This is a genomic window from Arthrobacter sp. GMC3 (assembly GCF_002929305.1).
In the GTDB taxonomy this organism is placed as follows: Bacteria; Actinomycetota; Actinomycetes; order Actinomycetales; family Micrococcaceae; genus Specibacter.
The window spans coordinates 383,093-403,055 of record NZ_PJIO01000003.1; the positions used below are offsets into that span (position 1 = coordinate 383,093).

Consider the following 19,963-nt stretch of genomic DNA (forward strand, 5'->3'; position numbering starts at 1 on the left):
TTTAGATGTTGAATGCTGGTTCGATGATTTTGGAGAGGAAACTCTTGGTACGTTCCTCTTGCGGGTTGCTGAAGATCTCCGCCGGGGTTCCACGCTCCACGATTCGGCCTTGGTCCATGAAGATCACGGTGTCCGCCACGTCGCGGGCGAATCCCATCTCGTGGGTGACGATGATCAAGGTAGTGCCGGAGGTGGCAAGTTCGCGGATAACGTCCAGGACCTCGTTGACAAGTTCCGGGTCAAGGGCGGAGGTGGGTTCGTCGAAGAGCAGGATCTTGGGCTCAAGGGCCAGTGCCCGGGCGATGGCCACTCGTTGTTGCTGGCCTCCGGAAAGCTGCCTCGGGTAGGCCTCCGCCTTGTCCTTGAGCCCCACCCTGTCCAGAAGCTCCAGCCCGCGTCGCCGCGCCTCGGCTTTGCTTGCTCGCAATGCCACGATGGGAGCCTCGATGACGTTTTCGAGGGCGCTCAGGTGCCCGAACAGGTTGAAGTTCTGGAATACCATGCCGATCTCGGTGCGCTGCTTCAGGATTTCCTTTTCACGGAGCTCATGCAGGGTGCGTCCGCGCTGCCGGTACCCGACCAGGCTGCCGTCGATGGTGATGTAGCCGGCGTCGACCTTTTCCAAGTGGTTGATGGTCCGCAGCAGCGTGGATTTGCCGGACCCTGAGGGGCCCACGATGACGGCCACGCCTCCGGGTTCCACGGTCAGCGAGACACCCTTAAGAACTTCGAGTGCGCCATAGCTTTTGTGGACGTCGGTGATTTGGACCAGTCCGCGGGTTTCGGTGCGGGCTTCGGTGATGGTCATCGCTGCTCCCTAATGGTGGTGCGGAGGGTGAAGAATTTCCGGGCCCTTTGCAGCGGCGTCAGCGGTAGGGTCCGCACCGCTCCCTTGGCGTAGTGCCGTTCGATGTAGTACTGGAAAACGCTCAGCACGGAGGTGATCACGATGTACCACAGGGTGGCAACCAGCAGCAGCGGCAGGACCTGTTGGGTTCGGTTGTAAATGACTTGAACGGTGTAGAACAGTTCCGAATAGGCCAGCACGTACACAATGGAGGTGCCCTTGACCAGGCCGATGATCTCGTTGAACGCCGTCGGCAGGATGGAGCGCATGGCCTGTGGCAGCACGATCCGGGTGGACCGCCGCCAGGCCGGGATTCCCAGCGCCGCCGCGGCCTCCAGCTGGCCTTGGTCTACGGAAAGGATGCCGCCGCGGATAATCTCCGCCGAATAGGCCGCCTGATTCAAGGTCAGGCCAAGGACTGCGGCAGCAAATTGGCTGATCAGTGTGGTGGTTTGCACCTCAAAGAAGTTGATGCTGGTGAAAGGGATGCCCAGGCTGATCTTCTCGTACAGGTACCCAAGGTTGTACCAAAGCAGCATTTGCACCAGCAGCGGTGTGGAACGGAAGATCCAGGAAAAGGTCCAGGAGACCGAGGACAGTAGCGGGGATGCGGAGAGGCGCATCAGGGCCAGAATGAAACCGAGCACAAAGCCCAGGGCCCCGGCGATGACTGTCAGCTTCAGGGTTTCACCCAGTCCACGGAGCACAGATTCGGCCGTGAACCACTGTGCCACCACCCCCCATTCCCATCGCGGGTTGGTGGCAAGGGAGTAAATGATGGCTGCCAAGCCAAGGGCAACTACGGCTGTGCCCACCCAGCGCCAGGGGTGTTTGGCCGCCACCAGTTTGTAGCCGGAGTAGTCCGTGACTGCCCGCTCCGGCGGCGTGGTTGCCGGCTGCTGGTTTGCAAGCGTCCCGGGGTCCGGTACCTCGTCGCTTACAGTACCGTTGGCCATCGGATTTGAAACCGGTTGCGCCACGTGGGTTGATGTAGTGCTCATGCTCCACCTCGTTTCTTCACATAGATTTTTGGGTGTTCGATGGCTGCAAATCTAGGTGCCCACACTGACCCATTCAAAGGCGGCCGTTGCACTGCGTCACCGTCGGTAGCACGGCGTCACATGTCGCCTCATTTCCTTCATTGACGTGCCGTGACCAACCGTGACAGGGCGTGACAGCCGCCTGTTCGGTGGCGTTGAGCCGGCCCTAACATGGGGTTCTCCACCCCGTCCTGTTCAGGAGTCACCATGTCAGAACACATCCCCACAGTCGTCTTTGTTGGCGGCGGCCCACGCACGGCCGGGCTCTTGGAACGGCTTGGTGCCAACCTGCCCGAATTGCTTGCCGGGCCCTTATCGATCCATGTGGTTGAACCGTTCGAACCCGGCTCCGGACGGATCTGGCGTTTTGACCAAGACCCGGGGCTCATGCTCAATTCCATGGCAGGGGACGTGACCATGTTCACCGACCCCTCGGTGACCTGCACAGGGCCCGTTGCGGAAGGGCCCGACCTGGCCCAGTGGTCCGCCGCAGTCGTTGCAGGTACGCTGCCCGATGCACCGAATCTGCCCCAGCACTTGGTGGCGCAGGCTGCCGCCTTGACGCGTGCATCCTTCCCCACCCGGCAACTCCAAAGCGCCTACCTGGAATGGTTCTTCCGCCATGCCGTTGCTTCCCTGGCACCGCACGGCACCGTGACGGTACACAAGGACAGCGTCGTCTCGATCGACGCCTCGCCTGCAGGCAAGGCCTGGGCGGTAAGGCTGGCCCACGGCACCGCCTTGGCCGCCGACGCCGTCGTACTTGCCGTAGGCCACACGGATGCGCAGACCCATGGCACCTCCGCGCTCTACGCAGACTTTGCCGAGCGGCACGGGCTCTTTCACGCGGCACCGGCCTACACCACCGACGTGGACTACTCCGCCCTGGCTCCCGGCCAGGACACGATCGTCTCTGGTATGGGTCTGGCTTTTGTTGATCTGGTGGTCTTGCTGATGGAGGGCCGCGGTGGCCGGTTTGTCGAGAACGACGACGGCGGCCTTGGCTATGTGCCTTCCGGAGCGGAGCCCAGGCTTTGGGCCGGCTCACGCCGCGGGGTTCCCTATCATTCAAAGATCACAGGCACCTTGCGCGGGGAGGCCCCCGGGGAGCCGTTGTTCTTCACCGCCGATGCGGTGGCCAAGCTTTTGGCGAGGCACAGCGAACTCGATTTCCGCACGCAGCTGTGGCCACTTATTGCCAAGGACGCCGCCTACACGTATTTTCGCGAACTATTCACGGGCAGCCCCGATCGAGTTTCCATGGGCTGGGAAGCGTTCGCTACCCAATTCCAGGAGCTGGATTGGTATAGCCCGGAGCGGGCGGCCCTGGTGGCTGCCGCCGTTCCGGAGGCGAGCTTGTGGCTGGATTTTGAACGACTCGATCACCCCTTGACCGGGCACATCTTTGCCGATCAAGCGGCCGTCCAGGACGCCGTGGCCGGCTACATTACCGAAGACCTGAGGCTGCGGGCTGGTGGGGGCAACCCCGAAACGCTGGCATTGTTTCTGGGATTCTTGCGCGCCTACATGGACCTGGGTGCCATTGTTCCTGCAGACCGGCTCACGGCCGCGTCCCAAGCGGCGCTCCAAGGCTGGTGGCATGGCTTCTTTAGCTTTGTCGACTCTGGCCCGCCGCCGCACCGTCTGCGCCAGATACTGGCCCTTCACCGGGCAGGGCTGTTGCAGTTTCTTGGTCCGGGCCTGACCGTTGCCGCCCATGAGTCAACGGGGCAGTTCGTCGCGACCTCCGCCCATGGCACCGTCAAGTTCCGGGCCAGCGCCTTTATTGAGGCCAGATTGCCGGAGCCGACCGTGGTGCGCTCAGCCAACCCGGTGCTCGAGGAGTTGCAGAGAAGCGGGATCGGTTCTGAACAGCAGCTGCTCTCCGCCGACGGTACAGTGTCTACCGGACGACTGTTAGTCTCGGACACCCATCAGGTGGTGGGTCCCCGGGGTGAACTCGCGAAGCATCTCTTTGCGGTGGGACCGGGCACCTCGGCCTGGGGTGCTGGCGCTTTCGCCCGGCCCCGCAGCAACGCCGCGCCCTTTCGAGAAAACGACGCACTGGCGCGATCACTTCTGCACGCCTTGGTTCCCCACGCAGATGAAACCCCCGTCTCGGCCCTCTATGGAAGGACACAGTCATGACCCTTTTTACTGCCCGGCACCAGCCAAGCGCTGCCACCACACCAAATCCCGCCGTCGCGGCCGATCTGAAAGTGCTCTCCCTGCCCATGGACGATTCCAGGGTGCGACCTTTGCTCGATGAGTTGGCCGTTGAGTACGAAACCCGCTATGCGGACCTCTTCGGCAGCGGCTCCGCGGCGCAGGAACTCAACAAGTACCCTGCCCACGAGTTCACCGCCCCGGACGGTGCCGTCTTGATCCTGCAGGAACAGGGGGCCTCGGTGGCCGGCGGTGCTTTCCGCCGATACGGCGCGGACACGGCCGAATTCAAACGGATCTGGACCCATTCCGGGCACCGCCGTCGTGGTCTGGCCAGGCTGGTTCTGGCCGAGCTGGAGGCCCACGCCGCAGCCCTGGGATACACCCGCGTGTACTTGACCACAGGACCCCGCCAGCCAGAGGCACGGGGGCTGTACCTGAACACCGGCTACGAACCACACTTCGACGTTGAGGCCGCCCCGGAAACGCTCCCCTTTCTGGCGTTCAGTAAGGTATTGCTCCCCTAGACGGCTAGTGCGCGGATCATGGCGGAGACCAGACCGGCGCGCAGTTGCTCCGGTAGAACATCGAAGTCTGGCAGGGCACCCAGTGCCATGATGCCGCCACCAGCAAATGCCATGGCGACGCGCCGCTCAACGGAAGGATCATGCCCGAGCAGATGCGCGTCAATTCGGGCAATCTGCAAACTGTACGGCACATGCGAATCCAGTATCCGGGCCATGACCGGATCCCGCCGGATGACCGCCGCAGTGCCACGTTCGGCCAACGCAAGGTCCACCAGGCCCTCAACGGTCGCTGTGAGTGCTGGGCCAGGGGAAAGTGAATCGGCGTGATCTGCAATCGCCTGCAGCCTAGCGATCACTGGCTCCGCCACCGCCAGTACAATCTCTTCCTTGGAGGCGAATTGGTGGTAAACGGCAGCCTTTGTCACACCCATGCGGTCGGCGATTTCCCGTAGAGAAGTGCCACTGACGCCCTGTTCTGCAAACAGCCCTGACGCAGCTTCGATGACTTTCGACTTTCCCTGGCCGCGTGGACTCCGACGACGAACTGCCGGCACTTCGTTGATATTCATGAGGTAAGCTCCTCTAACTAGCCGAGCGACTACTTAAAATATATCCCACTGCTTGGCGCAAAGGAGCAAGCCATGCCAACCATGAAATCGGTCGTCGTGACCGGAGTGAACCAGACCACCGTACTCGATGTCGAAAAACCCACCATCGAGGCCGCAGATGCACTAGTACAGGTCAAGGCCTGCGGCATCTGCGGATCGGATACGTTCTACATCCAGATTGGTGGCATTCCTCCGAGGCAGGGCCACACTCCCCTAGGCCACGAGATCGCTGGCGAAATCATCGAACTTGGCCCCGACGTTTCAGGACTTTCGGTTGGCGACCATGTTGTCATCAATCCCATGGCGGCACCGACCGGCATTATCGGAAATGGTGGATCGAGTGGCGGTCTCGCCGAGTACCTTCTCATCGAAAACGCCGTCGTGGGCGAGAGCCTGGCCATCATGCCCAAACATATCCCTTGGGAGGTGGCCGCACTCAATGAGCCGATGGCCGTTGCACGCCATGCCGTCAACCGAGCCAATCCGACGTCGGGCGAGAAGGCTGTGGTCTTTGGCGCCGGCCCGATTGGCCTCGGCGCAGTCATCGATCTCACACTCCGCGGCGTAGAAACTATCGTCATCGATGTGCAGCCCGCCCGATTGGCGAAGGCATTGGCCGTTGGCGCCAGTGCCGTCATCAACTCTGCCGAGGAAGATGTGGCATCGCGACTGATCGAACTACATGGTGACATCCCCCTGCGACCGGGAGACTCCCGGCCCGGAACTGACATTTATATCGACGCCGCCGGCGCCCCGGCCGTCATCGAAACGGTGCAGAAGATTGCCAAGCATGGTGCCAGGCTGAGCATCCCCGCCGTACACAAGAAGCCCGTCGAGCTTGATTTCGGTGCCCTGCTGTCCACCGAACTGACCATCACGCTCTCGCGTGGCTATCCCACCGAGATTTTCGAGGTCACCAACGACATCATCGCCGCGTGGGAACGCTACGCCCTGATCATCAGTGACACCGTGCCCTTTGACCGTGTCCAGGAAGCACTGACATTGGCAGCAACTCCCGGCGCCGCGGACAAAGTGGTGGTGACCTTCTAAGCCGAGTTCGCGCGGTCCAGACGCTGGCTGATCACTTGGGAGACGCCGTCGCCCCTCATGGACACCCCGTAGAGGGCGTCGGCCACCTCCATGGTGCGCTTTTGGTGCGTGATGATGATGAGCTGGCTGGATTCGCGCAACTCCTCAAAGAGGGTGATGAGCCGGCCCAGGTTGGTGTCATCCAGGGCCGCCTCGACCTCGTCCATGACGTAGAAGGGCGAGGGCCGGGCCTTGAAAATGGCCACCAGCAGCGCCACCGCCGTCAACGATCGCTCGCCGCCAGAGAGTAAGGAGAGCCGCTTGATCTTCTTGCCGGCCGGGCGCGCCTCCACCTCAATGCCGGTGGTCAACATGTCGGAGGGGTCGGTCAGGACCAGCCGCCCCTCTCCACCCGGGAAAAGCCTGCCAAAGACACGTTCGAACTGCACGGCCGTATCGGCATAGGCGGAGGTAAACACTTCCTCCACGCGCGCATCCACTTCCTTGATGATGTCCATCAGGTCCTTGCGGCTGGATTTCAAATCTTCCAGCTGCGTGGACAGGAATTGGTGGCGTTCCTCCAGCGCGGCAAACTCCTCCAGAGCCAGCGGGTTCACCTTCCCCAACGCCGCCAGGTCACGCTCGGCGCGTTTAAGGCGCTTCTCCTGTTCGGCCCGGACAAACGGGGAGCCTTCCGGGATTTCTGCGCCGGAGTCATCGACGGAAACCCGCAGCTCAGCCCACTTGTCACCAGATTCGCCGGGGCTTGGCGGCACCAGCGTCGTGGGCCCGTACTCCTTGATGAGGTGGTCAACGGTGAGTCCCAGTTCCTCGATGGCCTTGTTTTCCAGCGTTTCAATGCGCAAGCGCTGGGAGGCCCGGACCAACTCGTCCTTATGTACGGAGTCGACCAGCTTTGCCAGCTCTTTATCCAGCTCCATGGTGGCCGATCGCACCGCCATCAGCTCCACCTCGCGCTGGGCACGCAGTTCCTCAGCGGCATCACGTTCGCGTTCTGCCAACTCAATGGACGCCTCGATGAACTCCAGGATAGTCGCCGCCGCCTGAGCAACGGCGGCGGCCTTTAGCCCCTGATAACGACGCCGTTCGGCACGCACCGCTGCCTGCTCCCGGGCCACACGCTCGGTTGCGGCAGCCCGCTCCAGCGACGCCGCCCGGTTCCGCACCGTATTGAGCTGTTCCTCGGTGCTGCGCAATGACAGGCGGGATTCCATCTCAACAACTCGTGCCGCGCTGGCCTGGGCTGCCAGGGCATCCCTGTCATCCATGGAGGGGTCGATTTCCGCCGGCGCCTCTTGGGCTAAGGCCAGCCTCTGCGCGATCTCAACGAGAGCGTGTGATTCCTTCTCCAGGTTCGCTGTTGCCACACCCAGCGCCAACTCGTGGCGCTCGGATTCCCCAGCCGCCGACCGCAGGGTTGCCCCCAACGATCCCAGCCGCTCCGATACGGCCGCAAGCCGGGCGTCGGAATCGTGCAGGGCCGCAAGAGCGGCGCTTTCTGCGGCCGCGGCGGGCACGCGCTGTGCTGCTGCGCCAGCCAGGGCAAAGCGGGCCCGCTCACCCTCGGCCGTTGCCGCCTGAAGTTTCGCCTCGGTCTCATCCACGGCCGCCTGCAGTTCCAGCAGGGACGGGGCACTCGCCGAGCCGCCCCGCACCGCATACACGCTCAGGACGTCGCCGTCGCTGGTGACTGCGGTGAGGGACGGAAAGCGCCTGAGTACCTCTGCCGCACCTGCGAGGTCGGGGACCAGCACCACACCGTCGAGGAGAACGTCAAGAGCTACGGAAAACTCGGCCGGGCCACTCACTTGTGCCCGGGCTACGGCGGCACCATGCACTGCCGCGCAGGCGGCGGACACCTCCTGGAACAGCCCCCGCAGAGGCATCCCGTTGGCCGTTCCGGGACGCTCCGGCCCGGGGCCGGCATTCCCGGCCACCACCAAGGTGACCCGTCCGCCGTCGTCCGCCTTGACCCGTTCCAGCGCGGCCACGGCGGCATCGGCGTCGGCCACCGCAACACCTTCGGCGGCTGCGCCCAGGGCTGCCGCGATGGCCGTCTCATGCCCTGCTTCCACCGTCAACAGATCGGCCATGGCGCGCAGCACCCCGGGCTGCCCCGAGGCGAGCAGTTCCGCGGAGCCGTCCTTGCGCAGCAGCCCCACAGCGAGGGCGTCCCTGCGCGCGGACAGCGAATCCTTCTCACGTTCGGCAGTCAATTGCGCGGCCGTCAGCTCCTCAACGACGGCGTCAATGGCGGCCAGGGCGGCGGCGGCCTCCTCGTAGTCGGCATCGAGGCGCTCCTCGCCCTGCTCTACGCCGGCAACTTTTGCCTCCAACGCGGCAAATTCGGCGGCGGCGGCGCCGTGCCTCTGGGAACCGGCTGCCCTGCCTTGGTGCAGGCGCCCGATCTCGGCCTCGGCGGATTCCACCTTGGAGCGTGCCGAGGCAACCTGCCCGGCGAGCCTGGCCAGCCCCTCCCGGCGGTCAGCGGTGGCCTTCAATAGTTCACGGACGCGCTGCTCTTCAGCCCGCACCGCCGCCTCAACGTCTTCTTTGATCTCCATGGCCGTCTCCAACCCGAAACGGCGTTCCTCCAAATCCATCTCAAGCGCGGCCTCCTCGGCACGCACTCGAAGAGCCTGCTGGGCCAACCTGTCGGGGTCCCTGCTGGGATCGGCCGCCGTTTCCGCGGTTCCCAGATGGCGGTGCCGTTCAGTGGCGAGCACGCCCAGCGACCTGAACTTTTCCCGGGTGGCCGACAACTGATACCAGGTGTCACGGGCGGCGGTCAGCACGGGTGCGGCCGCCGCGGCGTCCTGTTCCAGCACAGCCTGTTGTGTGCGGGCCTTGAGCAGCTCCGCCTCCACGTGTTCGCGCCGGGCCTTCAGCGCAAGTTCATCGGCCACATCCTGTTCGACGGCGGTGGTCAGGGTGACGATGTCATCGGCCAGCAGGCGTGCCCTGGCATCGCGAACGTCGAACTGGACGGTCTGCGCCCGCCGTGCCACGGCGGCCTGCTTGCCCAAGGGGGTTAGCTGGCGTCTGATTTCACCGGTCAGGTCGCTCAGGCGGGCCAGGTTGGCGGCCATGGCCTCGAGCTTGCGCAAAGTCTTTTCCTTGCGGCGGCGGTGCTTGAGAATGCCGGCGGCTTCCTCGATGAAGCCGCGGCGGTCCTCCGCGCTGGCGTGCAGGACTTTATCCAGCTGGCCCTGGCCCACTATGACGTGCATTTCCTTGCCGAGACCGGAGTCCGAGAGTAGTTCCTGGATGTCCAGGAGCCGGCAGCCTGTGCCGTTGATGGCGTACTCGGAGCCGCCAGTTCTGAACAGGGTCCGGGAGATGGTGACCTCGGAGTATTCGATGGGCAGGGCGCCGTCGGCGTTGTCAATGGTCAGGGCAACATGGGCCCGGCCCAGAGGGGGGCGGGCCGAGGTGCCAGCAAAGATGACGTCCTCCATCTTGCCCCCGCGCAGTGTTTTTGCGCCTTGCTCGCCCATGACCCAGGCCAGGGCGTCAACCACGTTGGATTTGCCGGAGCCGTTGGGGCCAACCACGGCCGTCACCCCGGGTTCAAAGTCGAAGGTGGTGGCCGAGGCGAATGATTTGAATCCGCGCACGGTCAGGCTTTTTAGATGCAAACTGTTTTATACTCCTGCGTGCGAAAAGGTTTTCAGTTGTTAATCTATCGTGGAATCACTCCGCGACGGGGTCGCGCCATGCATGTATGCGCGGCGGGGTATGTGCGGGAAACCCCATCTAAGGTGCATAGTTAAGGCTGAGACTAGATGTCGGGCCGGGGACGCTGCCGCTGTGTGTCCTTAGGTGGTTGCCTTTGGGAACCGTTTTTTCGGTCGCCGGGCACCCTTGGAACATAGAAGAAAAAGGCTGGAATTTGATCGGCAACGCAACATTTCGTCACCACAACACCGCCTTACTCGCCGTCACCAGTGTAGAAGCCCCGGTAGTTGTCACCTCCGCCGATTTCGATGAGCGATTGGCCCCCAGCCTGAAACGGTTGCGGCTTTCAAAGCGCATGTTGGAACGGGTCGCAGGGGTGCAGGAGCGTCGCTGGTGGGCTCCCGGAACAGACTTTGATGACGCCGCCATCGAGGCCGGCGCCAAAGCCCTGGCCGAGTCCGGAATTGAGGCCGGCCAGATCGGCCTGCTCATCAACACCTCCGTCACCCGGCGCAATCTGGAACCCTCCGTGGCTGTGAAGATCCACAACGGTTTGGGCTTGCCCTCCTCGGCGTTGAACTTTGATTTGGCTAATGCATGCCTGGGATTCGTCAACGGAATCACGCTTGCCGCGAACATGATCGACTCCGGCCAAATCCAGTACGCACTCATTGTGGCCGGCGAGGACGCCCAAGCCACCCAGGAGACCACCTTCCGCCGGCTCAATCAGGAATCTTCCACCCGCGCGGATTACCTGCGTGAGTTTGCCACCTTGACCCTGGGATCGGGGGCGGCGGCCGCCGTCATCGGCCCTGCCGACCTGCATCCGGGCGGGCACCGCATCCTGGGCGGTGTTTCACGGGCCGGGACCTCACACCACGAACTGTGCGTTGGTGGCCCCGACGGCATGTTTACCGACACTAAGGGCCTGCTGGATAACGGCCTGGAGCTTGTCACCGACGCCTGGCATGAGGCCCACGGCAACGGGTGGGACTGGCGCACCATGGACCGCTACGTCACCCACCAGGTGTCCAACTCCTACACCAACGCGATCATCAAGGCAGTGGACCTGGTACGCAGCAAGGTGCCCATCACGTTCCCCAAGTGGGGCAATGTGGGGCCGGCTTCGCTGCCCATGACTCTGGCACAGGAAGCGCAGACCCTCAACCCCGGGGACCGTGTGCTGTGCATGGGTGTGGGCTCGGGGCTGAACACCGCGATGATGGAAATCGCGTGGTAGCTCCTGCCGTTCCCGGGGAATCCTCGCTTTCGGTTACACCCGGCTACGCTGACCCGTGGCCGGGTGTGCGGGCCAGATGGCGGCGCACCCTCTCGGTGCCTTCCAGTGCAGCGGTCGACGCCCCCGGAACCCGCCACCAATGGCATTTTTTGGACAATGCCGACGATGTTGCCGCCACCGGGCTCGAGCCGGCGGGTACTTTGCTGTGCGTTCATGGCAACCCCACCTGGTCATACCTGTGGCGTTCACTCCTGGCCGGGGCAACGGCCCCGACCACACTTGCCGCCGGCGGCCCTTGGCGAGTCATCGCCGTCGACCAGCTGGATATGGGCTTCTCAGAACGCACGGGCACCTTCCGCCGTTTGGAGGACCGGATCACCGATCTGGGTGATCTAAGCGAAGCCCTTTCACTCTCTGGACCCGTTGTCACGGTGGGGCACGACTGGGGCGGTCTCATCTCCTTGGGCTGGGCCACCCGCCACCGCGATCAACTGGCCGCCGTGGTGCTGACCAACACCGCCGTTCATCCGGCAGGTTTTTCGCTGCCCCCGGCTCTCAAGCTTGCCCTGCACCCAGCCGTCCACAAGTGGGGCACGACGACGTCGTCCGCCTTTTTGCGTGTAACCCACGGACTAGCGCAACCTGCCTTGGCCCCGGAAGTCCGTGACGCCTTCATGGCACCCTATACAACAGCATTCCGGCGTGCCGGCGTGGGCAATTTTGTGGCCGACATCCCAGCCACCCCGGCCCACCCATCCTGGGCTGCCTTGGACGCTGTGTCCTCCGGTATCCGCACCCTGGAGGTTCCGGCCTTGATGATGTGGGGCCCCAAGGACCCCGTATTTTCCGACCGTTACCTGCAGGATCTGCTGACCCGTTTACCCCAGGCCGACGTCCACCGCTTCGAAGGTGCCAGTCATTTGGTCCAGGAGGACCGGGACATCGCAACGCCCACGTTTGCCTGGCTCGCCAAGAACGTATCCACAGGGCAGGAACCGGCTACATCGTCTGCCGCTGCAAACCCTGCCTCGGACACCTCCACTTCCGAGTACCGCCCCATGCTGGCCGAACTTGATGCCCGTCGTGGTGACAACTCCACGGCCATAGTGGACATGCTGGCCGCAGGGCTGCGAGGGCCCCGTGGCGAGCTTGCGAGTCATGGGAGCACCCGGGGACTTACTTGGGCGCAGCTTGCCCGTGATGTGGACGATCTCGCCCTGGGCCTGGCCGATCTGGGTGTGAAATCCGGTGATCGGGTCTGCTTGTTGGTCCCGCCCGGAATTAACCTGACAACGTTAATATATGCGTGCCTGCGCCTCGGCGCGGTGATCGTTGTGGCGGATGCCGGCCTGGGAACACAGGGCATGAGCCGGGCCATCAAGGGTGCCGGACCCGCCTACCTGATTGGTATTGAGCGTGCACTGGCAGGTGCAAGGCTTTACAACTGGCCAGGTGTGAAGATCAGTGCCGACGATTTCTCCGCTGCGGCAGGGCTGAAGCAAAGCGTCCTGAACGTTGCCGCATCGGTCCCCGAGTTACTGGCCAACGGGCGGGCCCTGCGCGTAGCCGGCACGGCGCCAACTTTCAGCGCAGCTAACCCAGATCACGACGCCGCGGTGCTCTTTACCTCCGGCTCGACGGGGCCGGCCAAGGGCGTTGTCTACACGCACCGCCGTTTAGCTGCCATGCGCGACGCACTCAAGGAAACGTACAACCTGGCCGCGGGCACAGCCTTGGTCGCCGGGTTTGCTCCTTTTGCCCTGTTGGGACCGGCTCTTGGCGCAACCACTGTTACCCCTGACATGGATGTGACAGCGCCGCGCACCCTGACGGCGCAGGCTCTGGCGGAGGCCGCCGCGGCGATCAACGCCAGCGTTGTCTTCGCCTCCCCGGCGGCACTTGTCAACGTGGTGGCAACCCAGGACGCCCTGACGGCGCACGCGCATGCCGCACTGTCCGGCGTCGAGCTGGTACTTTCGGCAGGCGCCCCTCTAGCCGAGCAACTGCTGGACCAGGTGCAACTACTCACCCCCAATGCGGTTCTGCACACGCCCTATGGCATGACAGAGGCCTTGCCCGTGACCGACATTGATCTGGCAGGCATTCGCCGCGCCGGAGCAGGGAACGGGGTGTGCGTGGGGCACGCCGTCAGCGGCGCAACCGTGGCCATTGCCCCGATCAACCCGGACGGCTCAGTCACCGGCCAGCCCACAGTTGACCCCAATGTCACCGGCGAGATCCTTGTGCGGGCACCTCATGTCAAGGAACGCTACGACAGGCTATGGATCACCGAGGAGCTCAGCACGTCGATTCCCGGCTGGCACCGCACAGGCGATGTGGGCCACCTGGATACCGAGGGCAGGCTCTGGGTTGAAGGCCGGCTAGCCCATGTTTTGACCACGGCCGCAGGGGCGGTAACCCCGGTCGCCGTCGAACAGGCACTCGAGCTTTTGCCCGTGGTAGCTCGCGCGGCCTTGGTGGGCGTTGGCCCGGCAGGCGCACAGGTTGCTGTCGCCGTCGTTGAAACCGTGCCCGCCGCAAAACAGTCAGGTTTGGCCGATCCGCAGGTGGCCGCTGCCGTCCGTGCGTCCGCACTAGCGGCAGGCGCGGAGCTGGCGGCGGTCCTCGTCATCGACGCCATGCCCACCGACATCCGGCACAATTCGAAGATCGACCGCACCGCCTTGTCGGCCTGGGCCTCGCGCATGCTATCCGGACAGAAAGCTGGCCGTCCGTGAGCAGGCGTGCAACGGCGGCCGCTGGGGCACCTAGTCCCTCCAGCAGCGCCCAGCGCCGCGTCTTGGTGACGGGTACCAGTGGCCTGCTGGGACGGGCGGTTGCGCAACGCCTACACGACAGCGGCTACATGGTTCGCTCCTTGCAGCGCAGTGCTGTCAGCGATCCCTGGGAGTCCATCCAGGGATCAGTGGCCGATCCCGACGTCGCTGCACGCGCCGTGGCAGGTGTTGACGCCGTCGTACATTTGGCCGCCAAGGTGTCCTTCACCGGCGAATGGAACGATTTTGTTGCCACGAACATTGTTGGCACCCGCCAACTTGTGACCGCCGCGAAGCATGCCGGGGTGCGGGACTTTGCGTTTGTCTCTTCCCCGTCGGTGGCCCACTTTGGCTCCTCGATCGTGGGTGCAGGCGCCGGAACGGCCAATCCGGATTTGGCCCGCGGCCACTATGCCAGGTCCAAGGCCGCAGCCGAGGAACTGGCACTGGCCCAGGACTCCCCCGAGTTCCGTGTCACGGCAATCCGCCCGCACATTGTGTGGGGTCCAGGCGACACCCAGTTGGTAGAGCGCGTGGTTGAACGTGCACGGGCCGGACGACTGCCCCTGCTCGACGGCGGACGGGCCCTGATCGACACCACCTATGTGGACAATGCGGCAGACGCCATTGTCCAAGGGCTTGTGCGCATGGACTACGCCCACGGGCAGGCCCTTGTGGTCACCAACGGCGAGCCGCGCCCGGTTGGCGAACTCATCGCCGGGATCTGCGCTGCGGCCGGCGTCCCCGCGCCCGGATACTCGGTGCCGGGCTGGCTGGCCCGGGGTGCCGGTTCCGTTATTGAGAAAGCTTGGACGGCGGCGGGAACTCGGGGCTGGGTCCAGGACGAACCTCCCATGACCCGTTTCCTGGCGGAGCAGTTATCCACGGCCCATTGGTTCGACCAGCGGCACACCCAAGCCGTTCTGGATTGGACGCCTGCCGTGTCCATCGACGAGGGGCTAGCCAAGTTGGCGGCGCACTACCAGGGCCTGGCCACGTAGCTACCATCGAGGGAGGTACTTGGTTTCGGTCCTGCTGGTATCCCTGCGATGTGACCTAAGTACTCGATTTTCGCCTGAGGACCACTCGATTGTGCCGCACCCCCTTGTTAGGGTGTTCACTGCCACCTAGTCTCGGACAAGGACATAGCTTCGCTACCTAACGTTCGACGAGGGCTCATGCACTCCAGCAACGTGGTGGGCAGCCTTTAAGGTGGAAGGCCACGCACTTGATACAGCCTCCGGCATCGACACGAACAATCCGCCGACGGTTCATAGGTCCTCCCCCTCTACCAACATTCCGCGGAGCCAAAGGTTTACTGGCTATGGCCGTCGCCTTGGCCATCGTCAGTGTGAGTTTGGTGCTCGGTGGTGCCACGAATGCCACAGCTGCCGATCCCTGCCTTGCTGGCGGCAATCCGATCTCCTGTGAGAACTCCAAACCCGGCACAGATCCCAGTGTTTGGGACATAGACGGCGCAGGCGATGATTCAATCCAAGGCTTCTCCACCGACATCAGCGTCAATGTGGGTCAACCCATTGGCTTCAAGATCAAGACCACCGCGGCCGCATACTCCATCACCATTTACCGGACCGGATGGTATGGCGGACTTGGTGCCCGGCAAATTGCCACCGTGACCCCTTCGGCGCCCCTGCCGCAGATTCAACCACAATGCCTTAGTGACGTCACGACACAACTCTATGACTGCGGGACGTGGGGGTTGTCGGCCACGTGGAACGTTCCAAGTACGGCGGTCTCGGGGGTCTACGTCGCCTTGCTGACCCGCAAAGATACAGGTGGCAAGAGCCAGATCGTCTTCGTGGTGCGCAACGACGCGAGCCATTCTGATGTGGTCTTCCAAACCTCCGATCCGACCTGGCAGGCCTACAACACCTATGGTGGTGCGGACTTCTATCAGGGCGCCGACATCGGACGGGCCTTTAAGATCAGCTACAACCGTCCCGTGGTGACCCGCGGAGACGTTGATGGGCGTGATTTTTACTTTTCCAGTGAGTTTGCCATGGTGCGCTTCATGGAACAGAACGGCTACGACGTGTCCTATCTGGCCGGCGTCGACAGTGACAGGTATGGCGGACTACTCAAGAACCATAAGGTGTTCCTCTCAGTCGGCCATGACGAATACTGGTCAGGCGGGCAAAGAGCCAATATTGAGGCTGCGGGCGCTGCCGGGGTCAATCTCCAGTTCCTCTCCGGCAACGATGACTATTGGCGCACCCGCTACGAACCGTCCACCACTGACAACACCAGCTACCGAACCATCACTTCCTATAAAGAGACCTGGTCCAACGCCAAGATCGATCCCTCTCCGCAATGGACTGGTACGTGGCGTGACCCTCGCTTCGCCTCGCCAGCCAACGGGGGAGGCATACCCGAAAACGCCCTGAGCGGCACCATGTATATGTCCAACTTCACCGACTTGCCCATTACCGTCAATGCCGCGGAAGGCAAGACCAGGCTGTGGCGCAACACCTCTCTGGCTCAGCTAGCCGCGGGAACGCAAGCGGCCCTAGCCCCACACACCATCGGATACGAATCCAACGAGGATGTTGACAACGGATTCCGGCCACAGGGGCTAATCCGTCTTTCCACCACGGTTGGTCCAACGCCTCAGTACATGACGGACTATGGCAATGTGGTGCAACCAGGGACCACCACGCACAACCTCACCCTGTACAAGAACGCAGCCGGGGCGTTGATCTTCTCGGCCGGCAGCGTCCAATGGTCGTGGGGTCTTGATGCCACGCACGACGGCGATGGCGCACCCGCTGATCCTCGCATGCGGCAGGCGGAAGTCAATTTGCTCGCCGACATGGGTGCACAGCCCACCACGCTAGATCCGACCCTTGTACTTGCCACCAAGAGCACAGATACTACGGCACCGGTCGCCGTCATAACCTCACCTGCCAATGGGGCCAGCATCGCAAACGGTGCCACCGTCACTGTTACAGGAACCGCCACTGACGTCGGAGGGGTGGTTGCCGGCGTCGAACTTTCTACTGACGGAGGTACCAGCTGGCGCCCGGCAACGGGAAAGTCCCGTTGGACTTACAGCTATGTCCAACACGGTGTGGGAGCTGTCCCCCTCCTTGCCCGTGCCATTGACGACAGCGCGAATTATCCTGCCACGCCAACCCAGGTGACTCTGCAGGTGGGCGGACCCTACAGCGCTTTTGGCACCACCGTACCGGTCAATGCCGATTCCGGTGACACGTCATCGGTGACGGTAGGCCTGCGGTTCACTCCCAACCAAAGTGGTTTTGTCTCCGGCGTCCGCTTCTACAAAAGCGCAGCCAACACCGGCACACACACCGGTATCCTGTGGACCAGCGCCGGCGTCCAATTGGCCTCGGTAACTTTTGCCAATGAAAGTGCCAGCGGCTGGCAGAGTGCAAAGTTTGTCTCGCCGGTGCAAGTTACTGCCGGGCAAAGTTATGTGGTGTCCTATTCGGCCCCCAACGGCCACTACTCCTATCAAAGCGGCTACTGGGACTATCGGGGAACGACGGCGGCACCGCTGAGTATCGCAGGTGGCTTCGGCGCGGCCCCAGCCGGTGTCTACAACACCGGTGGCACCTTCCCGACCGACAGTTACGAGGGCAGCAATTACTTTGTGGATGCCATCTTTGAAACCACCGACACTTCCCCCTTGTCGGCCACTGCACAGGTGCCCGCAGCCGGATCATCCAGCGTCGCTGCCAACACGCCCATTAGCGCTGTTCTGTCGAAGGACGTCACGGCCGGCTCGGTAAGCATCAGCCTAGCAACGACGGCGGGGGCTGCTGTTGCTGGTACTACCACCTACAACCCAAGTACCCGCACGGCTTCCTTTGCACCGGCTGGGGCGCTGACACAGAATACTGGCTACACTGCCACTATCGCCGCGACCGCAGGCGGCGCATCTGTAACCTCGGGCGCCACCTGGAAGTTCACCACCGTACTACCGGACGCGCCCGTCGGCAGCTGCCCCTGCAGCCTGTACCAGGACAGCACCACGCCCACCGTACTTTCAATCGCCGATGGAACGCAGCTGTCCTTGGGAGTTAAGTTCAGTCCCACGGCCACCGGAACCATTACCGGGATCAAGTTCTACAAGGGCCCGGGCAATACAGGAACTCACACCGGCACGCTATACAGCGTGGCCGGGGCCGTCCTGGCAACGGCCACTTTCACTGCTGAAAGCACCACGGGGTGGCAAACGGCGATGTTTGCCTCACCCGTGGCCGTGACAGCGGGCACCGAGTACATTGCCTCGTATACCAATCCTGTGGGCACGTATTCGGCAACACCAGGTGCCTACTCCTCGGACGTTAACACCGGGCCCCTGCACGTTACCGCCGGGCAAGGGCAGTTCTCTTACACCTCCAACTTCCCCACCAATACCTCATCCAGCAGCTACCTCGTGGATGTGGTATTCAATCCCACTTTTGCGCCGCTGACCGCAGGGGCCCAACAACCCGCAGCCGGGGCGAGCAGCGTTCCCGTAGGAACTACGCTCAGCACAGTATTCTCCAAGGCCGTCACGGCAACCACAGTGAACATCACCCTCAAGACCACGGCAGGGGTGAGCGTTCCAGGAACTACTAGTTATGACCCGGTGGCCCGCGTGGCAACCTTCACCCCCTCAGCTGTCCTGGCAAACGCTACTGGATACACGGCCACGGCGAGCGCCACGGCAACTAGCGGGGAGGGAGTGAGCAGCGGCGCCATATGGTCCATCACCACGGCGCGCGTTGACTCACCGGCAGGAACCTGTCCCTGCAGCCTGTACCAAGACAGCACGGTTCCTTCCGTATTGTCGATTGCTGACGGAACACCTTTGTCTCTTGGCGTGAAATTCAGCGCCAATTCCAACGGCACGGTCACAGGCATCACGTTCTACAAAGGACCGGGCAATACCGGTACCCACAAGGGCACCCTCTACAGCACTAGCGGGACGGCGCTTGCCACAGGCACCTTCACCTCCGAAACTGCGGCAGGTTGGCAAACCCTCACTTTTGCCACACCAGTGGCCATCACGGCCGGCACGGAGTACGTTGCCTCCTACACCAATCCTGCAGGAACCTACTCGGCCAATCCCGGCGGGTTCGGCAACGACGTCAATGTGGGGCCCTTGCATGTTCCTGCCGGACAAGGCCAGTACGCGTATTCGTCCGATTTCCCCAACAATGCCTCCTCAAGTAGCTATTTGGTCGACGTACTCTTCCAGCCCGCAGTTGTCATTCCGCCGCTGACCACCACATCGGTTTCGCCCCCGTCCGGGGCTTTGGACCAGCCCCTGAACAGCACAGTCTCTGCTACCTTCTCCGCACCACTTGCCGCAGGGTATGCCATGAATGTCACCGCGGGTTCCACGGCAGTGTCAGGAACAGTCGCCGCCAGCAACAGCGGCAAGACGCTGACCTTCACCCCGTCCGCAAATCTGCCAACCGACACCCTCATTACAGTGACTCTGAGCAACCTTGTTTCTTCCCAAGGGGCAACACTGGCAAACACCAGCTGGACATTCCGATCATTGGCGCCCGCCAGTACCTCCACAACGCTCTTCGGCGCACTAGCGCCTCAGGTTCAGGCCAATGCGGATGACACCTCCCCGATCGAACTCGGCGTCTCGTTCACGCCCTCAACCGCCGGAACCGCCACAGCCATCCGGTTCTTTAAGGGAGCCGGGAATTCGGGCACGCACACCGGATCTATTTGGGACAGTGCCGGGAACCGACTGGCAACCGTGACGTTTAGCAATGAAACGGCGACGGGCTGGCAAACCGCCCTTCTGTCCACGCCACTGCCTCTAGCGGCCGGAACCACGTACACCGTTTCCTACTACGCACCCAATGGCTGCTATTCCTCCACAGGCGCTTTCTTTGGGAGCAACTACGTCGCCGGTCCGCTGACGGTAGCGGGAGGGTCCAATGGACTTTACCTCTATGGCACTGGCGGGGGAATGCCAATCCATGCCTGGAATTCCACGAACTACTTTGTGGACGTCGTGTTCACCACAGGCAATTAGCG

Annotated in this window: 11 protein-coding genes; 7 read left to right on the forward strand and 4 right to left on the reverse strand. The window is 62.9% G+C overall.

Annotated features, from left to right (window positions below; all coding sequences use genetic code 11):
* Position 1 precedes the first annotated feature (1 nt).
* Both CXQ94_RS08040 and CXQ94_RS08045 read right to left on the reverse strand, forming a co-directional pair.
* Complete coding sequence (locus CXQ94_RS08040; RefSeq protein WP_104088182.1) at positions 2-808, reverse strand: amino acid ABC transporter ATP-binding protein; 807 nt, start codon at positions 806-808, stop codon at positions 2-4.
* Positions 805-1,848: an amino acid ABC transporter permease gene (locus CXQ94_RS08045; protein ID WP_104088184.1), complete on the reverse strand. Its 1,044-nt coding sequence runs from the start codon at positions 1,846-1,848 to the stop codon at positions 805-807. The genes CXQ94_RS08040 and CXQ94_RS08045 overlap by 4 nt, the downstream gene beginning before the upstream one ends.
* A 246-nt stretch (positions 1,849-2,094) precedes the next feature.
* Here CXQ94_RS08045 and CXQ94_RS08050 point away from each other — a divergent pair, with 246 nt between their 5' ends.
* Both CXQ94_RS08050 and CXQ94_RS08055 read left to right on the forward strand, forming a co-directional pair.
* A complete protein-coding gene (locus tag CXQ94_RS08050) occupies positions 2,095-4,035 on the forward strand; it encodes an FAD/NAD(P)-binding domain-containing protein (protein ID WP_104088187.1) in 1,941 nt (646 codons plus the stop codon).
* Positions 4,036-4,121: 86 nt separating this feature from the next.
* Positions 4,122-4,580, forward strand: coding sequence for a GNAT family N-acetyltransferase (locus CXQ94_RS08055; protein WP_258066873.1), 459 nt, complete (start codon positions 4,122-4,124; stop codon positions 4,578-4,580).
* Here the strand turns inward: CXQ94_RS08055 and CXQ94_RS08060 are convergent.
* Positions 4,577-5,149: a TetR/AcrR family transcriptional regulator gene (locus tag CXQ94_RS08060; RefSeq protein ID WP_104088192.1), complete on the reverse strand. Its 573-nt coding sequence runs from the start codon at positions 5,147-5,149 to the stop codon at positions 4,577-4,579. The two genes, CXQ94_RS08055 and CXQ94_RS08060, sit on opposite strands and share 4 nt — an antisense overlap.
* Before the next feature lie 72 nt (positions 5,150-5,221).
* Between CXQ94_RS08060 and CXQ94_RS08065 the strand changes: the two genes are divergently transcribed.
* Positions 5,222-6,238 carry a zinc-binding dehydrogenase gene (locus CXQ94_RS08065; RefSeq protein ID WP_258066848.1) on the forward strand — a complete coding sequence of 339 codons (1,017 nt, stop codon included), beginning with the start codon at positions 5,222-5,224 and terminating at the stop codon, positions 6,236-6,238.
* Here CXQ94_RS08065 and smc read toward each other — a convergent pair.
* Complete coding sequence (smc, locus tag CXQ94_RS08070) at positions 6,235-9,876, reverse strand: chromosome segregation protein SMC (protein WP_181034124.1); 3,642 nt, start codon at positions 9,874-9,876, stop codon at positions 6,235-6,237. The two genes, CXQ94_RS08065 and smc, sit on opposite strands and share 4 nt — an antisense overlap.
* Before the next feature lie 254 nt (positions 9,877-10,130).
* Here smc and CXQ94_RS08075 point away from each other — a divergent pair, with 254 nt between their 5' ends.
* The 4 genes from CXQ94_RS08075 (at position 10,131) to CXQ94_RS08090 (ending at position 19,961) form a co-directional block, all read left to right on the forward strand.
* Positions 10,131-11,156, forward strand: coding sequence for a 3-oxoacyl-ACP synthase III (locus tag CXQ94_RS08075; RefSeq protein ID WP_104088528.1), 1,026 nt, complete (start codon positions 10,131-10,133; stop codon positions 11,154-11,156).
* The gene (locus CXQ94_RS08080) at positions 11,150-13,894 is read left to right on the forward strand and encodes an alpha/beta fold hydrolase (RefSeq protein WP_258066849.1); all 2,745 of its coding nucleotides are present in this window, start codon (positions 11,150-11,152) and stop codon (positions 13,892-13,894) included. The genes CXQ94_RS08075 and CXQ94_RS08080 overlap by 7 nt, the downstream gene beginning before the upstream one ends.
* Positions 13,891-14,934 carry an NAD(P)-dependent oxidoreductase gene (locus CXQ94_RS08085; RefSeq protein ID WP_104088198.1) on the forward strand — a complete coding sequence of 348 codons (1,044 nt, stop codon included), beginning with the start codon at positions 13,891-13,893 and terminating at the stop codon, positions 14,932-14,934. The genes CXQ94_RS08080 and CXQ94_RS08085 overlap by 4 nt, the downstream gene beginning before the upstream one ends.
* A gap of 323 nt (positions 14,935-15,257) precedes the next feature.
* Positions 15,258-19,961: a DUF4082 domain-containing protein gene (locus CXQ94_RS08090; protein ID WP_104088200.1), complete on the forward strand. Its 4,704-nt coding sequence runs from the start codon at positions 15,258-15,260 to the stop codon at positions 19,959-19,961.
* The last annotated feature ends 2 nt before the right edge of the window (positions 19,962-19,963 follow it).

Excerpts from the sequence above, each read along its gene's own strand:
- CXQ94_RS08060 (WP_104088192.1), bottom strand. The coding sequence starts at position 5,149 with ATGAATATCAACGAAGTGCCGGCAGTTCGTCGTCGGAGTCCACGCGGC.
- CXQ94_RS08055 (WP_258066873.1), top strand. The coding sequence starts at position 4,122 with ATGGACGATTCCAGGGTGCGACCTTTGCTCGATGAGTTGGCCGTTGAG.
- CXQ94_RS08065 (WP_258066848.1), top strand. The coding sequence starts at position 5,222 with ATGCCAACCATGAAATCGGTCGTCGTGACCGGAGTGAACCAGACCACC.
- CXQ94_RS08040 (WP_104088182.1), bottom strand. The coding sequence starts at position 808 with ATGACCATCACCGAAGCCCGCACCGAAACCCGCGGACTGGTCCAAATC.
- CXQ94_RS08090 (WP_104088200.1), top strand. The coding sequence starts at position 15,258 with ATGGCCGTCGCCTTGGCCATCGTCAGTGTGAGTTTGGTGCTCGGTGGT.
- CXQ94_RS08050 (WP_104088187.1), top strand. The coding sequence starts at position 2,095 with ATGTCAGAACACATCCCCACAGTCGTCTTTGTTGGCGGCGGCCCACGC.
- CXQ94_RS08045 (WP_104088184.1), bottom strand. The coding sequence starts at position 1,848 with ATGAGCACTACATCAACCCACGTGGCGCAACCGGTTTCAAATCCGATG.